Origin of the sequence: Curtobacterium sp. MCBD17_040, assembly GCF_003234805.2 — a bacterium.
In the GTDB taxonomy this organism is placed as follows: Bacteria; Actinomycetota; Actinomycetes; order Actinomycetales; family Microbacteriaceae; genus Curtobacterium.
Genome location: NZ_CP126273.1, coordinates 2008416 through 2034005 on the forward strand (window position 1 = coordinate 2008416; position 25590 = coordinate 2034005).

A 25590-nucleotide genomic window follows, 5' to 3' on the forward strand; every position below is an offset into this window, starting at 1 on the left:
GCGCGACGACCCGGCGACGTCTCAGGCCTCCTGCGGCACGGGCGTCTCCTCGCCGCGCTTCTTCCGCGACACGAGGTCGACGATCGCGAGCGCGAGCACGAGCACGACGAGCCCCACGGTGAACGCCGTGCCCGCGCGGAACGCGTCGTGGTACGCCGTGAGGTCCCCCGCCTTCCGGTCCTCGCTCCGCACGATCCCGTAGAAGACGCTCGTGGCGACGGCCGTGCCGATCGCCGTGCCCACGCGCTGGCCGAGCTGCTGCATCGACCCCGCGACACCAGAATGCTCGACGGGGACCTGCGCGAGCGTCAGGGTCTGGTTCGGCGACACGACGAGGCCACCGCCCGCGCCACCGATGAGGAACGCACCCGCCATCGCCCATGGCGTGACCGACGCGGGGGTCGTGGTCGCGGCGACGAGCAGCGCCACGAACCCGACGACCACCGCGCAGAGCCCCCAGACGACGAGCGCCCTGCCGATGCGGTTGACGAGGCGACCGCCGAACCACGCTCCCGCGGCGGCCGTGGCGGCGAACGGGATGCTCACCATGCCGGCGAACAACGGCTCGAGGTGCAGGCCCTCCTGCAGGTACAGGGTCACCATGAGGAACGTCGCCGGCAGCGCCGCGAAGTACACCGCGGCGATGAGCAGGCCGTTCCGGTAGGACGACAGCCGGAACAGGTCGAAGTGCACGACCGGGGACCGTCCCGTGTGCGCGTAGTGCCGCTCCCACCAGACGAACAGGGCCCCGGACACCGCGGTGCCGACGAGTGCGAGCCACCGCAGGGGCGAGTCGCCCGTACCCGAGGTGAGCACGAACGGCAGCATGAGCGTGACGACCGCGACGCCGAGCAGGACGATCCCGACGAGGTCGAGCTCGCGGTCGCGTGACGGGTCCTGGCGCTTCCGGGGCAGCAGGCGGACCGCGAAGTACAGGGCCGCGAGGCCGTACGGGACGTTGAGCCAGAAGATGTAGCGCCATCCGGTCTGTTCGCCGCCGAGGGCGATGAGCGCGCCGCCGATCGTCGGACCGAGCGCGGTGGAGATGCCCACCATCGCGCCGAAGATGCCGAACGCGCGTCCGCGCTCCTCCCCACGGAACAGCTGCTGCACCAGGCCGATCACCTGGGGCATCTGCGTCCCCGCGGCGAAGCCCTGCAGGATCCGCGTGACGACGAGCACCTGGATGGACGGGGCGATCGCGCACAACAGGCTGGCGGTCGTGAACGCGATCAGGCCGACCACGAACATGAGCCGGCGGCTCCGGAGGTCACCGAGGCGCCCGGCCGGCACGAGGGCGAGGCCGAAGGCGAGCGCGTACCCGGCGACGATGAGCTGGAGCTCGGAGTTCGACGCCCCGAGCGACCGCTGGATCGACGGCAGCGCGACGTTCACCGTCGACAGGTCGATGATCGTGATCCCGGCGACCGCGATGCACACCGCGAACGCGTGCCACCGCTGCCGGTCGCGCTCGGTGTCCTGGTCGCCGGCGTCGGATCGGGAGGTCGTCGTCACCCGTCTCGTCTACTCCGCGTCGACGCCGTGGTCGCCGAGCGGACGTCCCCCATGCCGGCGCGCGTCTGCCACCGCGGCTCCACCAGGAGCGCCGATCGGCGGCGGCCGGGGGTCGCCCCCCGCGTTCCCAGGCTCGACATCGGCCGGGTGCGCGAAGATCCCCGGGTGCCGTCCTCCGCGCTCCTGGTCGCCCTGCTCGTCGGGGCGGCGCTGCCCTTCGTGCCCGCCGTCGGACGCGTCGCCCGGATCGCCACGACCATCGTGCACGAGGTCGGCCACTGCGTCGTCGTCGTGCCGTTCGGCGGCCGTATCCGCCGGATCGACCTCCACGCGGACGGCTCGGGAGAGGCATGGGTCGACATCGGTCGCGTCCCCCGCGCCGTGCGGTGGGCGGTCCGGCTCGGCAACCTCTACGCCGGGTACTCGGCACCGCTCTGGGCCGGGGCCCTGCTCGTGATCGGGTCCGTGCACGCCGACCGCGTGCTCACGACGGCCGTCCTCGGCGTCGCCGCCGTGGTCGCCGTCCTGTTCGTCCGGAACGCCTTCGGCGTCCTGGTCGTCGTCGGGTTCGCGGCCGTCGCCGTCTGGGTCGCGGTGCGTCCCTCGGAGTGGACCGTGCTCGTCGTCGCTGCGATCGGCGCACTGTTCGTCGTCGACGGTGTGCGGTCGGTCGTGCGGGTGGCCGGCTGGATCGCCACCGGCGCTCCGGTCCGGACGGACTTCCACATCGTCGCGAGCGAGTACCGGCTCCCCGCAGCGGTCTGGTACGTCCTGTTCGTGCTCGTGGAACTCGGCGTCGTCTGGCTGGCGCGGGCCCCGCTCGGCGCGGTCGTCGACACGGTCGCGGTCGGTCTGCGGACGCTCGTCGTGGGGGTGGTGCCGTAACCGGACGACGCCGGTCGTGCCTCCCGGCTCCGGCAGTGGGAGGATCGCCCGATGGGCGCAGGTGCGCCAGCAGAGGCAGAGAGAGGTGGGACGTGCCCGAGAGCGACACGGTGACGACGGGGTTCGGGTTCAGCACCGAGCAGGTGCACGGCGGGGTCGTGCCCGACTCGGCGCACGGCGCGCGGATCACCCCGATCCACATGTCGTCCGGCTTCCTGTTCGACGACTTCGGGCAAGCGCGCGACCGGTTCGCCGGCGACGACGCCGGGTACACGTACACACGGCTCGGCAACCCGACGAACGCCTCGCTCGAGCGCCGCGTCGCCGTCCTCGAGCGCGGGGTCGAGGCGATCCTCGTCGGCAGCGGACAGGCCGCGGTGACCGTGGCGCTCCTCGGTCTGCTGCAAACCGGCGACCACGTCGTGTCGGCGTCGAGCATCTACGAGGGCACCCGCGGCCTCCTGCTGCAGAACCTCGGACGACTCGGGATCAGCGTGGACTTCGTCGACGACGCCCGTGACCCGGACGCCTGGCGGGCGCTGATCCGCCCCGAGACGCGGCTCCTGTTCGGCGAGTCGATCCCGAACCCGAAGAACGACGTCCTCGACATCGCGATGGTCGCCGCGGTGGCGCACGAGCACGGCGTACCGCTGGTCGTCGACAACACACTCGCCACGCCGTACCTCGTCCGGCCGCTCGAGCACGGCGCGGACATCGTGGTGCACTCCGCGTCGAAGTTCCTGGCGGGACACGGCTCCGCCATCGGTGGCGTCGTCGTCGACGGCGGTCGCTTCGACTGGGCAGCCACGGGCGGCCGGTTCCCCCATCTGACCGAACCGGACCGCGCGCTCGGCGGCCGGAGCCACGTCGACCGCCACGGCGACCGGGCGTTCGTCGCGTACGCACGCGACGTCGTCGCCGCACGGCTCGGCCCCACCCCCTCGCCCTTCAACGCGTTCCTCATCCAGCAGGGCGTCGAGACGCTCTCGCTGCGCATGGAGCGCCACGGCGCGAACGCGCTGACGATCGCCCGGTGGCTCGACGCGCAGCCCGAGGTCGCGAACGTGGACCACGCGGGGCTGGAGTCCAACCCCTACCACGACCTCGCGACGCGCTACCTGCCGCGTGGGGCCGGTTCGGTCTTCGCCTTCTCGCTCGCGGGCGGACGGGACGCCGCCCAGCGGTTCGTCGACGCACTCGGCCTGTTCAGTCGCATGACGCACCTCGGCGACGTCCGGTCACTCATCCTGCATCCGGCGTCGACGACGCATGCCCAGCGGACGCCCGAGGAACGCGCCGCAACCGGCATCGACGAGGGCCTGCTGCGCGTCTCGGTCGGCATCGAGGACGTCGAGGACCTGATCCGCGACCTCGAGCGCGGTTTGGCGGCGGTCCGGTCCGCCGAGGGGCCGGGGGTCGGTCTGCCCGCCGACGGTCCGGGAGGCCCGACACCGGTCGCGGAGACCGCGACCGTGGACGAAGACGTCCGGTCCGGCGAGTTCGGCGCTCCCCACATCGTGCTCGAGGAGATCTGATGCCACGGATGCAGCACTTCGGGTGGTTCTTCGCCCGCGGGTTCGGCCCCCAGGGGTGGGGTCGGCCCGACTGGGACTGGGGGTACGACTGGACCCGTCCGGACCTGTACCAGCAGTCCGTCCGGACACTCGAACAGGCCGGCCTCGACCTCGTCATCGCCGAGGACGCGATCTCGCTCGGCAACCCGTCGACCCTCGACCTGCGCATCCGGCAGGCGTACGGCGGCCCGAAGCACGATCCGCTCCTGCTCGCGCCGTACCTCTTCGCAGCGACGCAGCACATCGGCGTCGTGCCGACCGTCAACGCGGGCATCACCCCGCCGTACCTCGCGGCACGACAGGCGTCGACCCTGGCGCACCTGTCCGGCGGCCGGTTCGGGCTCAACGTCGTCACCGACGTCGGGAGCGCGCGGCACGTCGGCGCCGCGCCGCTGCCCCATGACGCCGCGTACGACCGCGCCGAGGAGTGGCTCGGCGTCATCCGGCACCTGTGGCACAGCTGGGGGGAGGACGCCGTCGTGGCCGACACCGACACGTGGCACTTCGCCGACGGCGAGCGCACCGACGGCTCACGGCGTCAGGGCACGTACTTCGACGTCACCGGCCCCCTCAACGCGCTCCCGCTCGCGGACGACCCGGTCATCGTCTCGCCGGGTGGCTCAGGGCGTGGGCTCGCGTTCGCGGGCACGCACTCGGACGTGCAGCTCGCCCTCGCCCCGCTCGACGCCGCCACGGTGCGCGACTACCGGTCCCGGATCGCCGAGGCGTCCGCCGCTGCGGGCCGGGCGCCGGGTGCTGTCCGGACGATGTTCGTCGTGACGCCGGAGATCGTGTCCTCAGCGACCGAGGCCGACCGGCTCGTCGACGCCTCGCGGCACCCGAGCGACGAGGACCTGCTCGTCGTGGCGATGGGCCAGTCGAGCGACCTCGAGACGGACCTCACGACGCTCGACCTCGACGCGCCCCTGCCCGCGGGACTGTTCGGCGACCACGTCTCCGCGGGCACGATCCGCGGTCTCGTCGGCGACACCCCGGACGCCCCGCTCCGCGCGCTCCTGACCCGCAAGGCACGGAAGGGCCGGCTCGACGAGCGGGCCGGCTTCGTCGGCACGGCCGACGAGTTCGCCGACTTCGCCGAGGAGCTCGGCGACGACGCCGACAACGACGGCTTCATCCTCTCCGGAGACCTCCACCCCGTCGCCGTGACGCGGATGCTCGCGGACCTCGTCCCGGTCCTCCGTCGCCGCGGTCTGCTCCGTCGCGAGTTCGGTGACGGCGGCCTCCGGGCCAACCTCACCGACTTCTGACGCTCGACCGCGCCACGATCAGGGGTCCGGGAGCGACGAACGGGAGGCGGTGCGCACGTCGTGCGCACTGCCTCCCGTCCGAAGTGAGCGGAGACCGCGATCAGTGGGTGGGCACGGCGTCGACGACGCTGGTCTCCTCGGTCTCGCGGACGTCCTCGGCGGTGCGGAGGATCTCCTCACGGCTCGAGGCGCTGTTCACGGCCCAGTAGTAGATCACGATCGAGAACACCGCGGTGACCGCGATGTCCCACCAGAGCGGGAACCACGGGTGCTTCAGCGGACCGAAGTCGCTGAGGAACACGATGAGACCCATGCCGATGAGGTACGGGAACAGCCACTGCGCGGCCCGCCAGTCCCAGCGCGGCTGGACCGCACGGTTGCCACCGAGCACCCGGTTCAGGATGATGATGACGAAGCCGAGCGCCACCGCGATCCCGAGCTTCCAGTCCGTGGACCAGCCCGTCCACAGGATGATGAGGTTCGCGACGATGAACGACAGCGGTGCGAGGACGCTGGCGGCCGGCAGCCGGTAGGGGCGCTCGGCGTCCGGGATCCGCTTGCGGAACGCACCGAGCGCGAGCGGGGCACCGCCGTACATGAGGACCGAGGCGCTCGTGATGAGTCCGACGAGCGACTGCCAGGACGGGAACGGCAGGAAGCACACGACGCCGATGACGAAGGCGAAGATGAGGCCGAACCACGGCACCGCGCCCTTCGTGATCCACTCGAACGCCCGCGGGAAGTACCCGTTCTTGCTGAGGCCGTACGAGACACGCGACGACGCCGTGACGTAGATGAGGCCGGTGCCACCGGGCGAGATGACCGCGTCGATGTAGATGATGACCGCGAGCCAGGTGATCCCGGCGCCCATGGCGATGTCCGCGAACGGGCCGGTGAACTTCGTGTAGGCACCGGAGAGCCAGGTGTGGCCGATCTCGGACGGGTTGAGCGCACCGAGGAAGAAGATCTGGAGCAGCAGGTAGATCACGAGGCCGATGACGACCGAGCCGATGACCGCGCGCGGGATGTCACGCTTCGGGTTGCTCGACTCACCCGCGAGCTGGTCGGCCTGCTCGAACCCGAGCAACGAGAAGATGATGCCCGAGGTCGAGACCGCGGCGAGGATGCCCTTCGCCCCCTCGGGAGCGAATCCGTCGGCGGCCGTGAAGTTGCTGCCGTGGAACCCGGAGAACCCGAGCACGATGATGACGAGGACGGGGATGCCGACCTTCCACCAGGTCGCCGCGGAGTTCGTGTTCGCGAGGATCTTGACGCTGAACAGGTTGATCACGGTGAGGATCAGCATGAGGAAGATCGCGACGGCGATGCCCGAGCCCGTGAGGACGCCCGTCGACGGCGTGACGAAGGTCTGCGCCCACTTCCAGTGCTGCGCGTAGTTGATCATCGCCTCGACCTCGATCGGGGCGACGGTCGCGGCCTGCAGCCATGAGAACCAACCGAACGACGCGCCGGCGACGCCACCGAACGCGATGTGCGGGAAGCGAGCCGTGCCTCCGGCGATCGGGAACATGCCGCCGAGCTCGGCGTGGACGAGTGCGAGCACGAGGATCGCGACACCGCCGATCGCCCACGAGATGATCGCCGAGGGACCAGCTGCCTCGAGGGCATGCTGGGAACCGAAGAGCCACCCGGAACCGATGATCGATCCGGTCGAGGCCCAGATGAGCCCGATGAAGCCGACGTTGCGCTTGAGTCCGGTGTCCGGCGGCGTCGTCGTGGTGGTGGTCGTAGCCAAAGTCGCTCCTGTGTCGGATTGCTGAGGACTATGCGACTCTTCCACCATCCGCACCCGGTGAACGTTCAGGCAACGCGATCGGAACACAGCCGTAACCGGATGGAAACACAGCGACTGTACGACCACACAGGTTCACTGGCCTTTCTTCGACCCGCCCTTCTTCGGCCCGCCCTTCTTCGACCGGTCCTTTTTCGCCGACGGGTCCTTCCGCTTCGACTTGTCCTTCTGCTTCGACTTGTCCTTCTGCTTCGACTTGTCCTTCTGCTTCGACCGGTCCTTCTGCTTCGACCGGTCCTTCTGCTTCGACTCGTCCCTCTTCTTCGAGGCGTCCCTCTTCAACCGGTCGGGCTGCTGCGCGGGAGCGATGCTCGGCTCGCCCGAAGGCGGCGTGGGGAGCGGCGGGGCCTCGGTCACCGCGACCTGCGGCACGACTCCCACGACGACGGGCGCGTCCGCCATGAGCGCCGCCTCGTCCGGTGTCTCGGCGACGACCACCGCGTCCCCCGGTTCGGGCACGTCGTCGACCACGTGCCCCTCGACCGCCGGGGCAGCGGGGTCGACCACGCGCTCGACGACGACCATCGCACCGTCCTCCGCCAACCGGACGAGCGCGCTCGCGGCCCGGACGCGTGCGGTCAGACGCCCGGCAACCACGTCGGTGCGGGCGTCCTCGAGGAACCGGCGAAGCGCCCGCTCGGCAACACTCCGACCGCGCGGCGCACTGCGATCGAGGCGGTCGAGCTCGCCGACGACTCCCGCGGCACCGTCGACCCGCTCCCCTGCGGCGGTCGCGATCGCCGACGCGACGACCACCGCCGCCCGCTCGACGGCCGAGGACCGGTCATCGAGCACGAGCACCATCTCGAAGCCGTTCGCGGTGCTCACGGTCTCGACCCGCACCGGGTCGCTGCCACGACCACGCAGGACGAGACGCGCCTCCGGCGTGGGCAGCCAGCGGACGACCGCGGCGAGCGTGGCGACGGCCTGCACGGTCCGCTCGTAGTCGGACAGCCCGAGCCGCTCCCGAGCGGCGAGCCGGACCCGGATCGCGATCTCCTGCACGTGCGTCCTCCCGTCGACGGGCCACCCGCACCGCGGGACCCTCGTGTGAGCGAGCGGACCGGCGTCCGCCGACCCGACGCCGACGGTACCGACGGGAGGCGCTCGATCGATCGTGCTACGCAGGCAGCCCACAGGAACCCGGCCTCGCAGGTACCCAGGCCGGGAGTACCTGGGTCTCCGAGCACCGATGAGCCCCGGAGAACCGCCGGGCCCCGGAGAACGGCCGGGCCCCGGAGAACCGCCGGGCCCCGGAGAACCGCCGGGCGCCGGAGAACCGCTGGGTGCTGGAGATGGGGGCGCTGAAATGTCCGAGGCCGCACCGGCGCCCGCGGAGCGGAACCGGTGCGGCCTCGGACGACCACGTGTGTGACAGTGACCCCGCGGATCGATCCGCAGTGGTGGAGATGGGGGGAATTGAACCCCCGTCCATCGCTGTGATTCGACGTCTTCTACGGGCGTAGCCAGATGAGGCGTTCTGCTCGACTCCGTCCTTTGCTACTGGCTTCTAGGACGACGAGCCCAGCCCGGATGCAAGTCCCGCGTGACCTCCGGACGGAATCACGCAGCGAGTCCCCTGGATGACGCCGGACACGGGATAGGGAACGATCACCCGGCCGACGGACTTCATGTGGCTCTACTGCTTACGCAGCGAGAGCGAAGTCAGTGCGCTTGGAATTGGCACTTGTTGTTTTCCACGGATCGTTGACGAGATGACCGTGGATCCTCGGCCCGCTTCCCGTCGGCACGCAGGCGATGTCGAAACCGATCATCCCCATGACGGAGGGCCACTGTCACACTGTGGAGTTGTCAGCGCCGCGTGAGCGGCACCACACGCCTCATGGTGGAGGCGGTTGCCCAGTCTAGCGCGCTCACACCGGACGCTGCCAGGCCAGCACGGTCCTCCCGGGTCCGCCCGGGGCGAACGGCGCCGGAGCGAACGGCTCGGGAGGCCCGCCCCGTCACTCCCCGAGGTGCCCGCGCGTCGAGATCGCGCGCTCGGCCTCACGGCGGTCCTGGCGCTCGCGCAGCGCCTGCCGCTTGTCGTACTCGCGCTTGCCCTTCGCCACGGCGATCTCGACCTTGGCTCGGCCGTCCGAGAAGTAGATCTGCAGGGGGACGAGTGTGTACCCGCCCTCCTTCGTCTTGTGGCTGATCTTGACGATCTGCTGCTTGTGGAGGAGCAGCTTGCGCTTGCGGCGGGGCGCGTGGTTGTTCCAGGTGCCCTCGGTGTACTCGGGGATGTGCACGGCGTCGAGCCAGGCCTCACCGCCGTCGATGAAGGCGTACCCGTCGACGAGCGAGGCCCGGCCCTGTCGCAGCGACTTCACCTCGGTGCCCGAGAGCACGATGCCGGCCTCGTACGTGTCCTCGATGAGGTAGTCGTGCCGCGCGCGCCGGTTCGTCGCGACGACCTTCTCCCCGCGTTCCTTCGGCATGTCGAGTCCTCTCCGCCGGCCACCGGTGTGTGGCGGCCGCCCAGTCTACCCAACCGGTGTCGACCACCCACGCTTCCCGAACGAGAGCCGCAGCAGCGCGCGGGAAGGTCAGACCTTGAGGTACCGCCGGATCGCGACGCTCGCGGACAGCGCCGCCAGGATGCCGCCGATGACCACCACCGCCGGCACCACCAGCACCGTCTCGCTCATGCCGATGAACGGCGTGCCCGTGAACCGCGTCGCGAGGTAGCCACGCACGAAGAACCAGACGACGGCGACGATCGCTCCCCCGGCGAGGACCGCCCCGATGAGCGAGGCGATCACCCCCTCGAGGATGAACGGTGTCTGGATGAACCGGTTCGACGCACCGACCAGCCGCATGATGCCGAGCTCTCGACGTCGCGAGAACGCCGACAACCGGATGGTCGTCGCGATGAGGAGCACCGCCGCCACGAGCATGAGGGCCGCGATGCCGACCGCCGTGTACGACGACGCGTTGAGCACCGAGAAGATCGGCTGCAGGTACCCCCGCTGGTCGACGACGCTCTGCACCCCCGCGAGCTTCGACAGGCTCTCGATGAGCACGTCGGACTGTGACGGGTCCTTGAGGTTCACCCAGAAGGTCTCGTTGAGGTACTGCGGCTTGACGAACTCGGTCGCCGGGGAGTCCTTGAACTGCGACTTGAAGCGTGTGTACGCCTGGTCCTGCGTCTCGAAGTAGGTCTTCTGGATGAACGGCTTGAGTGTCGACGAGCGGAGCTGCTCCTCGACCTGCTGACGCTGGTCCGCCGTCGCCTTCGCCCCGGTGCAGTTCCCCGTGGTGTCCGTGTCGGTGCACAGGTAGACGGCGACCTGCGCCCGGTCGTACCAGTACCCCTTCATCTGGGTGATCTGCATCTGCAGCAGGATCGCGGTGCCGACGAACGTCAGCGAGATGAACGTCACGAGCACGACCGACACGACCATGGACGCGTTGCGGCGGAGGCCGGAGCCGACCTCCGACATGACGAGCCCGAGCCTCATCGGACGATCCCCGGCAGCGTCTGGATGCCCGTGGTGGTCGACACCGGCTGCTGCCGCACGATCGGCACCGCCTGCGTCTGGTAGCCACCGGACTGCTCGTCGCGGAGCACGTTGCCCGCCGACAGCTCGATCACGCGACGCTGCATCTGGTTCACGATGCCGGCGTCGTGCGTCGCCATGAGCACGGTGGTCCCGCCCTGGTTGATGCGCTCGAGCAGGGCCATGATGCCCGCCGAGGTCGTCGGGTCGAGGTTGCCCGTGGGCTCGTCCGCGAGCAGGATCGCGGGCTTGTTCACGACCGCGCGGGCGATCGCGACGCGCTGCTGCTCACCACCGGAGAGCTCGTGCGGCAGGCGGTTCGCCTTGCCCGACAGTCCGACCATCTTGAGCACGTCCGGCACGGCCTCGCCGATGAACCCCTTGCTCTTGCCGATCACCTGCAGCGTGAACGCGACGTTGTCGAAGACGTTCTTGTTGGGCAGGAGCCGGAAGTCCTGGAACACCACCCCGAGGTTGCGGCGGAAGTAGGGGACCTTGCGGGATGACAGGGAGCCGAGCCGCTGCCCGAGGACGTGGATCTGACCCTTGGTGGGGCGCTCCTCCTTGAGGACGAGCCGCAGGAAGCTGGACTTGCCGGAGCCGGAGGCCCCGACGAGGAACACGAACTCGCCCTTGAGGATCTCGAGAGTGAGGTCGTTGAGCGCCGGATTCGGGTTGCCCGAATACACCTTGGTGACCTGGTCGAATCTGATCATGACCCGATCAGGGTAGGTGCCGTTCCTCGGAACGCAAGTCAGGCGCGCGGTTCGCGGCCGGGAGGGACGGGGCCGGTCCCGGCGCCGTCGTCACGGGCTCCTCAGGCGGCGACGCGCAACGCTGGCGCGTTGCCTGTCAGGCGTCGCCGCGCTTGCGCCACCGGATCCCGGCGTTGAGGAAGCCGTCGAGGTCGCCGTCGAACACGGCACTCGGGTTGTTGACCTCGTACTCGCTCCGGAGGTCCTTGACCATCTGGTACGGCGCGAGCACGTACGAGCGGATCTGGTCCCCCCAGCTCGCCGTGATGTTCCCGGCGAGCTCCTTCTTCTTCGCGTTCTCCTCTTCCTTCTTGAGGAGCAGGAGGCGGGACTGCAGCACGCGCATCGCCGCGGCGCGGTTCTGGATCTGGGACTTCTCGTTCTGCATCGAGACGACGGTGCCGGTCGGGATGTGCGTCAGGCGGACGGCGGAGTCCGTCGTGTTCACCGACTGTCCACCCGGGCCGGAGGACCGGAACACGTCGACCCGGATGTCGTTCTCGGGGATGTCGATGGCCTCGGTCTCCTCCATGAGCGGGATGACCTCGACCGCGGCGAAGGACGTCTGGCGCTTGCCGGCGGCGCCGAACGGCGACATCCGGACGAGGCGGTGGGTGCCGGCCTCGACCGACAGGTTGCCGAACGCGTACGGGGCGTCGACCTCGAACGTCGCGGACTTGATCCCGGCCTCTTCCGCGTAGCTGGTGTCCATCACCTGGACCGGGAACCCGTGCTGCTCGGCGTACCGGAGGTACATGCGCAGGAGCATCTCGGCGAAGTCCGCGGCATCGACACCGCCCGCGCCGGCGCGGATCGTGATGACGGCCGGGCGTGCGTCGTACTCGCCGTCGAGGAGCGTCTGCACCTCGAGCTCGCCCATCGTCCGCGAGAGGGCGGTCAGCTCGTCGCGGGCCTCCTGCGCGCTCTCCTCGTCCTCGGCCTCGTTCGCCATGTCGACGAGGACCTCGAGGTCGTCGAGGCGCTGCTCGGTCTCGGTGATCTTCTTGAGCTCGGCCTGCCGGTGGCTCAACGCGCTCGTCACCTGCTGCGCGTGCGCGGTGTCGTCCCACAGATCAGGCGCGCCGGCCTGCTCGCTCAGCTCGGCGATCTCACGCTCGAGGCGGTCCACGTCGACCACCGAGCGGATGTTCCCGAACGTCTCGCGGAGGGCGGAGATCTGCTCGCTGATGTCCAGTTCGACCATGATCGACAAGCCTACCGGCCCAGCCGCCACCGTCCCCGCGGCCGGGGTCGGCAGTGGAGCGTGCGCGGCGGCACCGTCCGCGCCACCGTCGTCCCGGCTGGCGGCCTCAGCGGGCGCCGATGGCGGGCGCGTGTCCGGCCATGCCCGCGCGGGTGGCTCGTCGGACCGCGTCGGGCAGTGCATCGAGGAACGCGGCCACGTCGTCCGCCGTGCTCGTGTGCCCGAGGGTGATCCGCAGCGCGCCGCGAGCGGTCTCCTCGGACAGACCCATGGCGAGCAGGACGTGCGAGGGCTCGGGCACCCCGGCCTGGCACGCCGACCCCGTCGAGACCGCGACGCCTGCCGCGTCGAGCAGGAACAGCAGGGAGTCCCCCTCGCACCCCGGGAACGTGAAGTGCGCGTTCCCCGGCAAGCGGTCCACCGGGTCGCCGCGCAGCACCGCGGTCGGGACGCGCTCCGCGACCCCGGCGACGAGCGCCTGCCGGAGCGGCGTGAGGTCCGGGTGGGGCGCCGACGCGGCGACGCCGAACGCCGCGGCCGCCGCCGCGTCCTGCGTCCCGGACCGGACCTGCCGCTGCTGCCCACCACCGTGGAGGAGCGGCTCGACCACGGCGGTCCGCGACAGGACGAGCGCACCGATCCCGACGGGGCCGCCGATCTTGTGCGCCGAGACGCTCATGGCGTCGACACCGCTGCTGTGGAAGTCGACGGGCACCTGGCCGAACGCCGAGACCGCGTCACAGTGGACGGGCACGCCCGCCGCGTGCGCCAGGCGGACGACGTCGGCCACGGGCTGGATCGTGCCGACCTCGTTGTTGGCCCACAGGAACGTGACCAGGGCGACGTCCGCGGGATCGGCGAGCGCCGCCTCCAGGGCGACGAGGTCGAGGCGACCCCGCTCGTCGAGCGGGACCACGTCGACGACCGCGCCCTCGTGCCGGGCGAGCCACTCGACGGTGTCGACGGTCGCGTGGTGCTCCCCGGCGGGTAGCACGACGCGTGGTCGACGGGCGTCGCGCTGCCGGGCCCAGTACAGGCCCTTGACGCCGAGGTTGACGCTCTCCGTGCCACCGGAGGTGAATACGACCTCGACCGGATCGGCGCCGAGCGAGCGGGCGACCCGTTCGCGGCCCGTCTCGAGCGTCGTGCGCGCCCCCTGGCCCGCGCTGTGGATGGACGCGGGATTGCCGACCACCGACAGCGCACGCGTGTACTCGGCGAGCGCGGCGGGCAGCATCGGCGTCGTCGCAGCGTGGTCGAGGTAGACCGGCACGGTGCCTCCCGGGTGGTGCGTCCTCGCGCCCCCGGCCGTGGGCGCCTCCACAGGGTACGCCGGTCGCTCGCTAGCCTTGATCGGGTGCAGACCGTCGACATCGTGCCCGAGCCGGGGCTCCGTCCCGACGCTGACGGCGCGTCGTTCGCCGTCCGTTCCGCCACCGCGACCGCGGTGACCCTCGTGGTCGACGCCTCCGCGACCCACGGTCCGATCCGCGTCCCCCTGCAGCGCGACGGCGACGTCTGGACCGGCCGCGCCGACGGCGCCCGTGTGGGCGACACCTACCACCTGCTCGCGGACGGACCACGGGGTGCGCGCGACGACTTCGACCCCCTCCGTCCGCTGCTCGACCCGTACGCGCGCGGGATCGAGCCGGCCGGCGACGGCTGGACCTCGGTCGTGGTGGACGAGGGCTTCGACTGGGGCGGCGTGCCGAAGCCGGGCACGTCCATCGACCGGACCGTCCTGTACGAGGCACACGTCCGCACCCTGACCGCCGGCAACCCGGCCGTGCCCGAGCACCTGCGCGGCACCTATGCGGGACTGGCGCACGAGAGCACGATCGCCCACCTCCGGCGGCTCGGGGTGACCGCGGTCGAGCTCCTGCCCGTGCACGCCTTCCGCTCCGAGGAGTGGCTCCGGCGAGCCGGGCGCGAGAACGCCTGGGGGTACAACACGCTCGGGTTCCACGCCCCGCACGCGCCCTACGCGTCGGCGAGCGCCCGGGCGGCCGGGGCGACCGCGGTGCTGCGCGAGTTCAAGGGCATGGTCCGGCTCCTGCACGAAGCCGGCATCGAGGTCGTGCTCGACGTCGTCTACAACCACACGGCGGAAGAGGGCCTCGGCGGCCCGACGTCCGGACTGCGCGGGCTCGACGGGGCGACGGCGTACCGCTGGGCGGAGGAACCAGCGGCGGGCGCCGAGCGGTACTTCGACACCTCCGGATGCGGCAACACCCTGGACACGTCCCAGCCGGCGATCGCGGACCTCGTCGTCGACAGCCTGCGGTACTGGGCACGTGAGGTCCAGGTCGACGGGTTCCGGTTCGACCTCATGGCGGCCCTGGCACGGGACGCCCACCACCGGTTCGACCCGGCACACCCGCTCCTGCAACGCCTGCGCGACGACCCGCTCCTGCAGGACGTCAAGCTCATCGCCGAGCCCTGGGACGTGGGGCCGGACGGGTGGCGGACGGGTGCCTTCGGCCCGCGCATCGCCGAGTGGAACGACGGCTTCCGCGACACGGTCCGGCAGTTCTGGCTCACCGACATCGCCCGGGAGCGCCGCGACGGCAGCCCGATGACGGGCATCGGTGCCCTCGCGGGTGTGCTCGCCGGGTCCCGTCACGTCTTCGGCGCCGACCGTGGCCCCACGGCGGCGGTGAACTTCGTCACAGCGCACGACGGCTTCACGATGCGTGACCTCGTGTCGTACGACCACAAGCGCAACGAGGCGAACGGCGAGGACAACCGCGACGGAACGGACGACAACCGCTCGTTCAACCACGGCGTGGAGGGGCCGACCGACGACCGCGGGGTCCGTGCCGCACGGCAACGGTCCCTCCGGAACCTCATGGGCACGCTGCTGCTGTCCGCGGGCGTGCCGATGATCACCGCCGGCGACGAACGAGGTCGGACCCAGCACGGCAACAACAACCCGTACGCGATCACGGACGCGTCGATGTGGGTCGACTGGAGCCCGGACCCGGACGTCGAGTGGATGGTCGAGCAGACCGCGGCCCTCGTGCGTCTCCGGGCGGCGCACCCGGCCCTCCGGCCGTCGCGCTTCGGCACCGACGGCGCCGACACGCCCTCGGCGACCAGGATGACCTGGTACGCGACCGACGGCACCCCGATGACGGAGGACCGATGGGACGAGCCGACGCACCGGGCGCTGCAGTACTTCGCCGAGTCGACGCCCGAGGACGAACCCGACGACCGCGTGCTCGTGATCGTCCACGGCAGTGGACGCACCCGCGACATGACCCTCCCGGCGCACGGCGACGTCGACGCCTACCGCCTGGTCTGGTCGAGCGAGAAGCACCGCGACCACGAGCGGCACCGGTCCGTCGGCGCGGTGTTCACCGCCTAAGGGCCGGGCATCCACGTGTTCGAGATCGTCTGAGCGTCGCCCGCGCCAGGGCCCGCGGCGGACCCGCCCGCGGTCCTCCGAGTACGGTCGAACCGTGGCCACTGCAGACCGACCCGTCATCGGGCGCATCCCCATCACCGCGATCGAACCCTCGACGCCGAACGGCTTCCCGAGCAAGGCGTTCGACTCCGAGGTCGTCACCTTCGCCGCGACCGTGTTCCGAGAGGGCCACGGCGTCATCGGGGCGGACCTCGTGCTCGAGCGCCCGGACGGCGCCGTCCGGGCGGTGCCGATGGCACTCGTCGGCGAGGGCACCGACCGCTACGCCGCGACCGTGCAGGTCGACTCGGTCGGTCTCTGGACCTGGCACGTCGAGTCCTACGCCGACGACTGGGCGACGTGGATCCACGCGGCACGGCTGAAGATCGCCGCGGGCGTCGACACCGAGGCGACCCTGCTGGACGGCGCGGTGCTGCTCGACCGACTCGCCGACGAGGCCGAGTCGACCGCGGCCGCCGACGCGGCCGCCGTGATGCGCGACACGGACCGCTCCCCCGCCGCACGCCTGGCCGCCGCCGACGACCCGCGCGTGACCGCCGCGCTCGTGGACGCACCGCTCACCTCGCTCCGCACGACCTCCGCGACGCAGGAGCTCGACGTCGAGCGCACCCGCGCCGGCGTCGGGGCCTGGTACGAGTTCTTCCCGCGCAGCGAGGGCGCGCGCCGACAGGCGGACGGCACATGGCGGAGCGGGACGTTCCGCACGGCCGCGCGCCGCCTCCCGGGTGTGGCGCGCATGGGGTTCGACGTGATCTACCTCCCCCCGATCCACCCGATCGGCGTCACCGCACGCAAGGGGCCGAACAACACGCTGCACGCCGGCCCGGCGGACCCGGGCAGCCCCTGGGCGATCGGCAGCGCCGACGGCGGACACGACGCGATCCACCCCGACCTCGGCAACGAGGAGGACTTCCGCTCCTTCGTGGAGACGGCGAAGAACACGGGCATGGAGGTCGCGCTCGACTTCGCGCTCCAGTGCTCGCCGGACCACCCGTGGGTCACCGAGCACCCCGACTGGTTCACGCAGCGCGCCGACGGCTCGATCGCGACCGCGGAGAACCCGCCGAAGCGCTACCAGGACATCTACCCGATCCAGTTCGACACCGACCCCGAGGGGATCGTCACCGAGGTCCTCCGTGTCCTCCGGCACTGGATCTCGTTCGGCGTCGGCATCTTCCGCGTCGACAACCCGCACACGAAGCCGCTGTGGTTCTGGGAGCGCGTGATCCGCGAGATCCGTACGGAGAACCCGGAGATCGTGTTCCTCGCCGAGGCGTTCACGCGTCCGCCGATGATGCGCGCGCTCGCCGAGGCCGGGTTCACGCAGTCCTACACGTACTTCACGTGGCGGAACACCAAGGAGGAGATCGAGTCCTACCTGGACGAGCTCGCGCACGAGACGAGCGCCTACCTCCGGCCGAACCTGTTCGTGAACACCCCGGACATCCTCTCGGAGTACCTGCAGTTCGGCGGGCGCGCGGGCTACAAGGTGCGGGCCGCGCTCGCGGCGACGGGTGCCGCCACCTGGGGTATGTACGCCGGCTACGAGCTGTTCGAGGACGTCGCCCGGCCGGGCAGCGAGGAGAACATCGACAACGAGAAGTACGAGTACAAGCCCCGGGACTTCGGTGCCGCCGAGGCCGCCGGAGCATCGCTCGCGCCGTACGTGACGATGCTCAACCGCTTCCGGTCCGCCCACCCCGCGCTGCGTCAGCTCCGCAACCTGCACGTGCACCACACCGACAACGACGGGATCGTCGCCTACTCGAAGCACCTGCCCGGCACGTACACCCGGTCGGGCCGCTCGGACACCGTCATCGTCGTCGCGAACGTCGACCCGCACTCGGCCCGCGAGGCGACCGTGTTCCTCGACCTCGCAGCGCTCGGGCTCCCGACCGACGGGCTGTTCGACGTGCGCGACGTCGTCACCGGCGCCCGCTGGACCTGGGGCGCCGCCAACTACGTGCGCCTGGACGCCTTCCAGGAACCCGTGCACCTGCTCGTCGTGGAGGGACCACACCGATGACCGAGACCACCGAACCCACGCGCGAGCCCGACGAGGGCCGCCCCGCACGGCGTTCGACCTTCGTCCCGACGGCGTCGGCGCCCCGTGACGAGCCGAACACGTCCGCGCCCGGCGAGGACCTGCCCGGCGCGCCCGCGACGGCCGCCGAGGCCCCGGACCGCTCCGTCGCCGAGGCCGACACGCTCGCCGGCCGCGGGGCGAGTGCCCCGGCCGCGACCGACGACACGGACGCCGCGGCCACGGCGACCGACGCACCCGTCCCCGCGGGCGCGACGACGCCGGGTGCGACCAGGACGGACACCCGGGTCGAGTCGACGGGCGCGGGCACGGCCTCCTGGACGACCGACACCGATGTCGACACCGACGCCGCCGCCGCGAGGACCGATGTCGCACCGGCCGCGGAGCCGGTCCCCGGCCCCGTCGAGGAGTGGCTCCTGCAGCAGGTCGCCGAGGGCCGATGGTCGCAGCCCCACGACGTCCTCGGCCCGCACCCGGTCGACGGCGGTACGAGTGTGCGCGTCGTGCGTCACCTCGCGAACGCCGTCACGCTCGTGCTCCCCGACGGCACGGTCACGCCCCTGCACCACGAGGGGTTCGGCGTCTGGGCCGGTGCCCTGCCCGGCACCGTGACGAGCTACCGCGTCGAGGCCGAGTACGACGACGAGACGTGGACGAGTGACGACGCCTACCGCTTCGCCCCGACCCTCGGTGACGTCGACCTGCACCTGTTCGCCGAGGGCCGCCACGAGCAGCTCTGGCACCTCATGGGTGCGCACCTCCGGTCGATCGACGGCGTCGAGGGCGTCTCGTTCGCGGTGTGGGCGCCTCGTGCCACGGCGGTGCGGGTGATCGGTGACTTCGAGGGCTGGTCCGGTCGGACCACCTCGATGCGCAAGCTGGGCGGTCTGGGCGTGTGGGAGCTGTTCGTTCCCGGCGCGAAGGACGGCCAACGGTACAAGTTCCAGATCCTGACCGACGGCGGCTGGGTGGAGCGAGCCGACCCGTTCGCGCGCCGGACCGAGGTCCCGCCGCTCACCGCGAGCGTCATCACCCGCGCCACCCACGAGTGGAGCGACGGCGATCGCGCCTGGATGGAACGGCGGGCTCGGACGAGCACGCACGACCACCCGATGAGCGTCTACGAGATCCATCTCGGGTCCTGGCGCCCCGGCGTGTCGTACCGCGAGGTCGCGGACGACCTCATCGGCCACGTGCAGCACCTCGGGTTCACGCACGTCGAGTTCCTGCCGCTCGCGGAGCACCCCTTCGGCGGATCGTGGGGCTACCAGGTCACCGGCTACTACGCCCCGACCGCTCGCTTCGGCAGCCCCGACGACCTCCGCTACCTCATCGACCGTCTGCACGAAGCCGGCATCGGCGTCATCATGGACTGGGTGCCGGGACACTTCCCGAAGGACGAGTGGGCACTCGCCAAGTTCGACGGCTACGCGCTGTTCGAGCACCCGGACCCCCGGCGCGGCGAGCAGCTCGACTGGGGCACGTACGTGTTCGACTTCGGTCAGCCGCAGGTCCGGAACTTCCTCGTCGCGAACGCCCTGTACTGGCTCGAGGAGTTCCACATCGACGGTCTCCGCGTCGACGCCGTCGCCTCGATCCTCTACCTCGACTACTCGCGCACGGAGTGGCTGCCGAACAAGTACGGCGGACGCGAGTACCTCGAGGCGATCTCGTTCCTGCAGGAGACGAACGCGACGGCCTACAAGCGCTACCCGGGCATCGTCATGATCGCCGAGGAGTCCACCTCGTGGCCCGGCGTCACCCGTCCCACGAGCGAGGGCGGCCTCGGGTTCGGGCAGAAGTGGAACATGGGCTGGATGCACGACTCGCTCGAGTACATCCACCGCGAGCCCGTGTACCGCTCCTACCACCACGACGAGATCACGTTCTCGTTCGTCTACGCGTTCAGCGAGCAGTTCACGCTGCCGATCAGCCACGACGAGGTCGTGTACGGGAAGGGCTCGCTGTACGGCAAGATGCCCGGCGACCAGTGGCAGCGCCTGGCGAACGTCCGCGCGTACCTGTCGTTCATGTGGGCCCACCCCGGCAAGCAGTTGCTGTTCATGGGGCAGGAGTTCGCGCAGCCGAGCGAGTGGAACGAGGCCGGCGGACTCGACTGGTGGCTCCTCGACGACCCGGGACACCGCGGCGTGCAGGACCTCGTGGCCGAGCTGAACCGCGTGTACGTCGCGAGCCCGGCACTGTGGACCCACGACGACTCCCCGGAGGGGTTCGAGTGGCTCGAGGGTGGCGATGCCGAACACTCGACCATCGGTTTCATCCGGAAGGCCGGAGACGAGCGGATCGCCGTGTTCACGAACTTCTCGGGCGTCCCGGTGGAGCGTCGGTTCGGGCTGCCCGAGGCGGGCGTCTGGCGCGAGGTCCTCAACACCGACGCCACCGCGTTCGGCGGCTCCGGGGTGGGCAACATGGGCGCCGTCACCGCCGAGGACCAGCCCTGGGCCGGTCGTCCGGCGTCGGCTGACCTCGTGGTCCCGCCGCTCGGGTCGGTCTGGCTCCGGCTGGAGCGGTGAGCGATCGCCGCGCCGCGCGCGCACGGTGACGAACGGAACGGCCGGGAGGCGTGCCTCCCGGCCGTTCCGTTCGTCCTGGGTCCGCCGGGGGCGCCACGAGCCGGTGCCGGCAGGGCGCGCCGGGCTCAGTACAGCAGGGTCGCGAGCCGACGGCGTGCCGCCACGACCCGTGGGTCGTCGGCACCGACGAGCTCGAAGTACTCCACGAGCCGCGCGCGGACGGCCTCGCGCTCCGCGCCGTGCACGGTCGGGAACACGTCGAGGAGGCGACCGAAGGCGTCCTCGACGTGCCCGCCGCTGATGTCGAGGTCGGCGACGCCGAGCTGAGCAGCCGGATCCGTCGGTGCTGCGGCCGCCGCGGCACGGAGCTCGTCGGCGGTCGCGCCCTGCAGCCGGTCGAGGAGCGACACCTGCGCCAGCCCCGCCACGGCCATGCGGTCGTGCGGGTCCTGCGCGATCGCGGTGCGGTACTCGGCGATCGCCGTCGTGTAGTCACCCTGCTCGATCGCGTCGTACGCGGCCTGGTGGTGCGGCGGCAGCGGCTCCGGTTCGGGCTCGGCGGCGGCGTCGGCGTCGGGGGCGCCGTCGGCCACCTGCACGCGTCCGGCGATCCCGTTCTGCGCGGCGGCCTGGAGCACCTGCTCGATGACGTCACGGACCTCGGCCTCGGGCAGGGCGCCGACGAACAGCCCGAGCGGACGACCACCGATCACGGCGGCGACCGTCGGGATCGACTGTGCCTGGAACGCCTGCGTGAGCTGGGGGTTCGCGTCGACGTCGACCTTGGCGAGGACGATGCGCCCGTCGTACTCCTGCGCGAGGCGCTCGAGCACCGGCGACAGCTGCTTGCACGGCCCGCACCACTCGGCCCAGAGGTCGACGATCACGGGGACCTGCATGGACAGCTCGATGACGTCCTGGAACGTCTGGTCCGTCACGTCGACGACCAGCGAGGGCACCACGAGGGCATCCGAGGCCCCGGCGGCGGCGCCTCCGGGTCCGCCGGGGGCCGCAGCAGCCGCGGACGCCGGAGCCTGCGGCGATGCAGTGCCGCGGTTCACGAGGGACGACAGGTCGACCGCGCCACGGAGACCGGCGGGGGTCGGGGGGATGTTGCTCATTGCACCTCACTCGCTGCGATCAGGCCCTGCGTGAACCCGAGCAGTTCTATCTTGGCCTTGGATCCGACCGGCGGCACCGAGAACAGCACCTGCACGCCGTAGGTCGCGCTGATCCCCTTCGTGCTCGACCCGACCTTCGAGAGCGCCTTCACCGCTCCCTCCGTGTTCAGCGTCGCGCCCGACTGGGTCGGGGTCACCTTCTCGATCTCGTCGAGGCTCGTGGAGACGAGCGCGCCGGCGCCGTTCGTCGCGAGCGCGATGCTCGAGTCGGCCGACGGGACCTCGGACGAGTACGCGATCTTCGCGGTCGAGGACAGGCTCTTCGCCTTCTGGTCCTTGTAGGACTTGCCGATCTTCTGGCGGAGCTCGTCGCCCTCGGACGAGAAGACGTCGGCGTACTCGCTCGCCGTGTCGTTCGCGAGGATGTCCGCGTAGGCGGAGGCCACCTGCCCGGGCGGCACGGTCAGCAGCTTGACGTCCGGCGAGAGCTGCGCGGCACCGGTGGTGACGGGCGCGACCGACGGGAGCTTCGCGTCCGCCTCGAGCGAGACGTCGTACTCGACCTTGTACTGCGCCCGCGGCGACGCCTGCACGAGCGTCAGGGCCTGCGGAGCGACGTCCTTCTGCTGCTGCGATCCCGTCAGCACGACGAACACCGAACGCGGCCAAGTGTCGGTCTGCTGCGGCAGGGCGACCGAGATGCCCGACGACGGGATCGTCGGCGGGGCGTCGACGTCGGTGTCGCTCCCCCGGATCGTGTAGTTCGCTTTGCGCAGGTCGAGCGCGGGCCCGGTGAAGCGCTCCGCGGCCGTGGTGGCGTTCCGCGAGCTGTCCGCCTGCGCCGCGACCGCGGCGACGCGCGCGACGATGCGGCGGATCTGCGGGAGCGTCGCCGCCGTGGGCTCGGCGGCCGCGGCCGGGCCCGCCGTCGCGGTGACGGTCGGCGTCGGCGTCGGCGTACCGGAGGTCCCCTGCGGCCAGTACTCCGACGAACACCCCGCGAGGGCGAGTGTCGTCAGCGCGACGACCGGCGCGACCGCGACCATGCGGCGGCCGCGGCGTGGACGCGGCGGGACCTGCGCGCCCGCGGCGACCGCGCGACGGCGCGAGACCCGTGCGCGCGGCGGCCGGGTGCCACCGCTGCGCCGGCGGGGTCCGCGCAGCCGCCGCTGGTGGATGATGGCCCAGATGTAGAGCGCGATGCCGAGCGCGACGAAGAACCCGCCCGCCGTCATCAGAGGGCCGACGAGCGGCGTCGCGGTGTCCCGCGGCCAGGTGACCGAGAGGTGCGCGGGGGCCGGGTCCGACCCGTTCGACACGATGACGAGCGCGGTGTCCGCCGGCAGGTCGACGGTGAAGTCGAGGGTGTGCCCCTCGTACTCGCCGTACCAGAGGTCACTGCCCTTCGGCGACGGGACGTGTCGCTGCGTGCCTGAGACACGGTCCCGGAGCGATGTGGTCTCGGCGTCGTAGCGGATGGTGTTGTGCCGGGCCTTCCCGACCCAGGCCATCACGTCGGCGGTGCGCCCGTAGGCCGCGAACGCGGTGCCCGAGGCCCCGGAGACGCGGACGTGCTGGTGGCCGGCGTTCGCGACGAGCGTCCGACCCGGGATCACCGTCACCGGAGCGTCGCCCGTCGTGGTCGTCGACGCCACGGTCGAGGAGGGCGGCGCGAACACCGTCCGCTGCCCGACCCCGAGGCCGACGAGCACGACGCCGATGACGAAGCTGATGATCGCCAGGACGAAACGCACGTGTACTCTCCCTCCGCGCCGGGGTGGGTTGCGGCGCGACGCCCCCACGACATCGGACGCGGGGTCCCGCTTCGGATGGCGGGCGCCACGCTCCCGGGGGCCGCGCCGGAGCACGCCGCACGGGCGCGCGGAACGACGGTCCAGGATAGCCAACGAGCCTGGGAGGCGCATCTTCCCGGCGGCCGGTGTGGACCGGCGGACGATGCCCGCACGACCGTCGTGCGCTCCCGCCGTGCTCGCCGGACCCACCACTACAATCGACCCCGGGCGGAGCCGCCTCGACGAGTGACATCAGGAGCGACACGTGGCGTACGACGAAGCAGAGTTCGGTTCGGAGCTCCGGGGTTACCGGCGGGACGACGTCGATCGCGCACTCGGTGAGCTGCGCCGTGAGCTCATCAAGTCGAACAACGACCGTGCCGAGGCCGCCAAGGAGATCCGCCTGCTGCAGGCCCGGGTCGACGACCTGCAGTCCGAGCTCGACGAGGCCGGCACGCCGACGTACAGCGGGCTCGGCACCCGGCTCGAGAACACCCTGCGCGTCGCCGAGGAACAGGCGACCCGCCTCATCAGCCAGGCCGACATCGACGCCGAACGGCTCCGGGCGACGAGCAGGACGGAGGCCGCCCGCCTCGTCGCGGACGCCCAGCGCGAGGCGACCGACACCCTCGAGGACGCCCGGGCCCGCGCGACGAGCGACGTGGCCCGAGCACGCGCCGAGGCCGCGGACACGATCGAACGCGCCCGGTCCGAGGCCGGATTGCTGCTCCAGGACGCCCGGAACGAGGCCTCGGCCACGCGCGGCGCCGCGGTCACCGAAGCCGCCGAGACCCGCTCCGTCGCCGTCCGCGAGACCGCTGCGCTCCGTGCGCAGGTCGAGCGCGAGGTCGCCGAACTGCGCGAGGTCGCCCAGCGCGAGGCCGCAGCGGCGCGCGAGGCCGCGGCGGCGCTCGACCGCGAGACCGAACACCGCCGTGGTGTGTTCGAGGCCGAGCACGAGCGACGCACCGCCGAGCTCGACCGCGCGATGCGCGAGGGCCACGAGACACTCGACCACGAACTGCGGAGCGGCCGCGAGTCCTGGGCCAGGGAGCTCCAGGCAGGTCGCGACGCCCTGGCGCTCGAGCTCGAGACCGGACGCGCGCAGCTCGAGGACGAGGTCGCCAGTCGGCTCGAGGCCGTCGACGCGGAACTCGCCAGGCGCCGTGACGACACCGAGGCCGGGCTGGCCGCCGAGCGTGCGGCGTGGGAGCACGAGGCCGTCCGCGCTCGGACGGACCTCGAGCAGGAGCTCAGCGCGGCCCGTGCCCGGTCGGACCAGGAACTGGCCGCGGCGCGCAGCGACCTCGACCACGAGATCGAGTCGGCGCGTGCCGCGATCGCGGTCGACACCGAGCAGACGCGCCTCGAGAACGAGCGCCTGGTGGAGGAGACCGCCGAGCGGATCGCGCGCGAGACCGCCGACCACCAGGCCCGGATCGCGCGGGAGCGGGCCGCTGCGGAGGACGCGGCGGAGCGGGCCGCTGCGGCACACGAGCACGAACTCGCCGAGCGCTCGGCACGGGAGCACGCCGCGCTCGACACCGAGATCGCCGAGCGGCGCACCGCCGAGATCGGCGCTCTGCTCGCCGAGCGGGACGCCCTCCGCGAGCAGATCGACGTCGCCCGAGCCGACCTGGACCGTGAGGTCGACGAGATGCGCGCCGCCCTCGCCCGCGAGCGCGAGGACGCCCGCGCCGCCCTCGAGTCCGAGCTCGCCGGTCGCCGCGACGAAGCCGAGCAGGACTACCTGCAGAAGCACCAGGACACCGTCGCGGAGACCCAGAAGTACCTCGACGAGGCGAACCTGCAGCTCGCCGAGGCCGTCCGACGCGCCCACGACGCCCGAGCGGAGGCCGACCGGCTCGACCGCGAGTCGCAGGACGCCGCTCGCGCGCGCGAGGACCGCGCGGCCGAGCGTGCGGACGAGACCCTCCGCGACGCCCAGGAGCGCGCGCGCACGCTCGTCGCCGAGGCCGAGGAGCGGACCGCTCGCCTGGTCGCCGACGCGGAGGACCGCCTCGCCGCCATCCGCATGGAGCGCGAGGCGGTGGCCGGGTACCTCGAGAACCTCCGGGGAGCGCTGACGCACGCGGTCGAGGTCCAGCGGGACTGAGCACGAGCCACGGCAGCGCCGCGCCGGCTCCCTCCGAC

17 protein-coding genes and 1 other RNA gene are annotated in these 25590 nt (G+C 71.7%); 7 read left to right on the forward strand and 11 right to left on the reverse strand.

Features of this window, described 5'->3' with window-relative positions; translation table 11 throughout:
- Nucleotides 1–21: 21 nt before the first annotated feature.
- Nucleotides 22–1515, reverse strand: coding sequence for an MFS transporter (locus tag DEI94_RS09450; RefSeq protein WP_111027165.1), 1494 nt, complete (start codon nucleotides 1513–1515; stop codon nucleotides 22–24).
- Between the two features lie 165 nt (nucleotides 1516–1680).
- Between DEI94_RS09450 and DEI94_RS09455 the strand changes: the two genes are divergently transcribed.
- The 3 genes from DEI94_RS09455 to DEI94_RS09465 all read left to right on the forward strand — a co-directional run bounded on the left by DEI94_RS09455 (nucleotide 1681) and on the right by DEI94_RS09465 (nucleotide 5242).
- Nucleotides 1681–2400, forward strand: coding sequence for a M50 family metallopeptidase (locus tag DEI94_RS09455; RefSeq protein ID WP_181441839.1), 720 nt, complete (start codon nucleotides 1681–1683; stop codon nucleotides 2398–2400).
- A gap of 92 nt (nucleotides 2401–2492) precedes the next feature.
- On the forward strand, nucleotides 2493–3935 hold the full coding sequence (locus tag DEI94_RS09460; protein ID WP_258378038.1) for an O-acetylhomoserine aminocarboxypropyltransferase/cysteine synthase family protein: 1443 nt from the start codon (nucleotides 2493–2495) through the stop codon (nucleotides 3933–3935).
- On the forward strand, nucleotides 3935–5242 hold the full coding sequence (locus DEI94_RS09465; protein WP_111027163.1) for an LLM class flavin-dependent oxidoreductase: 1308 nt from the start codon (nucleotides 3935–3937) through the stop codon (nucleotides 5240–5242). Before DEI94_RS09460 ends, DEI94_RS09465 begins: the two co-directional genes overlap by 1 nt.
- A 100-nt stretch (nucleotides 5243–5342) precedes the next feature.
- Here DEI94_RS09465 and DEI94_RS09470 read toward each other — a convergent pair whose 3' ends face one another.
- The 8 genes from DEI94_RS09470 to DEI94_RS09505 form a co-directional block, all read right to left on the reverse strand.
- Entirely contained in the window at nucleotides 5343–6998 is a 1656-nt protein-coding gene (locus DEI94_RS09470) for an APC family permease (RefSeq protein WP_220035624.1), read from the reverse strand.
- A 132-nt stretch (nucleotides 6999–7130) separates the two neighbouring features.
- Nucleotides 7131–8060, reverse strand: coding sequence for a hypothetical protein (locus tag DEI94_RS09475; protein ID WP_111027162.1), 930 nt, complete (start codon nucleotides 8058–8060; stop codon nucleotides 7131–7133).
- A 396-nt stretch (nucleotides 8061–8456) separates the two neighbouring features.
- Nucleotides 8457–8834, reverse strand: a transfer-messenger RNA (tmRNA) gene (ssrA, locus tag DEI94_RS09480).
- Between the two features lie 185 nt (nucleotides 8835–9019).
- Nucleotides 9020–9496: an SsrA-binding protein SmpB gene (gene smpB / locus DEI94_RS09485; RefSeq protein ID WP_111013736.1), complete on the reverse strand. Its 477-nt coding sequence runs from the start codon at nucleotides 9494–9496 to the stop codon at nucleotides 9020–9022.
- A gap of 108 nt (nucleotides 9497–9604) precedes the next feature.
- A complete protein-coding gene (ftsX, locus tag DEI94_RS09490; protein ID WP_111009261.1) occupies nucleotides 9605–10519 on the reverse strand; it encodes a permease-like cell division protein FtsX in 915 nt (304 codons plus the stop codon).
- Nucleotides 10516–11274: a cell division ATP-binding protein FtsE gene (gene ftsE, locus DEI94_RS09495; RefSeq protein ID WP_111009262.1), complete on the reverse strand. Its 759-nt coding sequence runs from the start codon at nucleotides 11272–11274 to the stop codon at nucleotides 10516–10518. Before ftsE ends, ftsX begins: the two co-directional genes overlap by 4 nt.
- Before the next feature lie 136 nt (nucleotides 11275–11410).
- A complete protein-coding gene (prfB, locus tag DEI94_RS09500; RefSeq protein ID WP_111009263.1) occupies nucleotides 11411–12517 on the reverse strand; it encodes a peptide chain release factor 2 in 1107 nt (368 codons plus the stop codon).
- 106 nt (nucleotides 12518–12623) lie between these two features.
- Nucleotides 12624–13790, reverse strand: coding sequence for a cysteine desulfurase family protein (locus DEI94_RS09505; RefSeq protein ID WP_111027161.1), 1167 nt, complete (start codon nucleotides 13788–13790; stop codon nucleotides 12624–12626).
- Between the two features lie 84 nt (nucleotides 13791–13874).
- On the opposite strand from DEI94_RS09505, the gene DEI94_RS09510 reads away from it, so the two are divergent.
- The 3 genes from DEI94_RS09510 (at nucleotide 13875) to glgB (ending at nucleotide 20522) form a co-directional block, all read left to right on the forward strand.
- On the forward strand, nucleotides 13875–15884 hold the full coding sequence (locus DEI94_RS09510) for a glycogen debranching protein (protein ID WP_111027160.1): 2010 nt from the start codon (nucleotides 13875–13877) through the stop codon (nucleotides 15882–15884).
- Nucleotides 15885–15978: 94 nt separating this feature from the next.
- Nucleotides 15979–17970: a maltotransferase domain-containing protein gene (locus DEI94_RS09515; RefSeq protein WP_111027159.1), complete on the forward strand. Its 1992-nt coding sequence runs from the start codon at nucleotides 15979–15981 to the stop codon at nucleotides 17968–17970.
- Entirely contained in the window at nucleotides 17967–20522 is a 2556-nt protein-coding gene (gene glgB / locus DEI94_RS09520; RefSeq protein ID WP_111027158.1) for a 1,4-alpha-glucan branching protein GlgB, read from the forward strand. The genes DEI94_RS09515 and glgB overlap by 4 nt, the downstream gene beginning before the upstream one ends.
- Before the next feature lie 125 nt (nucleotides 20523–20647).
- Here glgB and DEI94_RS09525 read toward each other — a convergent pair whose 3' ends face one another.
- Together DEI94_RS09525 and DEI94_RS09530 are read right to left on the reverse strand one after the other, a co-directional pair.
- A complete protein-coding gene (locus DEI94_RS09525; RefSeq protein WP_111027157.1) occupies nucleotides 20648–21643 on the reverse strand; it encodes a tetratricopeptide repeat protein in 996 nt (331 codons plus the stop codon).
- On the reverse strand, nucleotides 21640–23397 hold the full coding sequence (locus tag DEI94_RS09530; protein WP_111027156.1) for a DUF8094 domain-containing protein: 1758 nt from the start codon (nucleotides 23395–23397) through the stop codon (nucleotides 21640–21642). The genes DEI94_RS09525 and DEI94_RS09530 overlap by 4 nt, the downstream gene beginning before the upstream one ends.
- Nucleotides 23398–23701: 304 nt before the next feature.
- On the opposite strand from DEI94_RS09530, the gene DEI94_RS09535 reads away from it, so the two are divergent.
- Nucleotides 23702–25552, forward strand: coding sequence for a DivIVA domain-containing protein (locus tag DEI94_RS09535; protein ID WP_111027155.1), 1851 nt, complete (start codon nucleotides 23702–23704; stop codon nucleotides 25550–25552).
- Nucleotides 25553–25590: the final 38 nt, after the last annotated feature.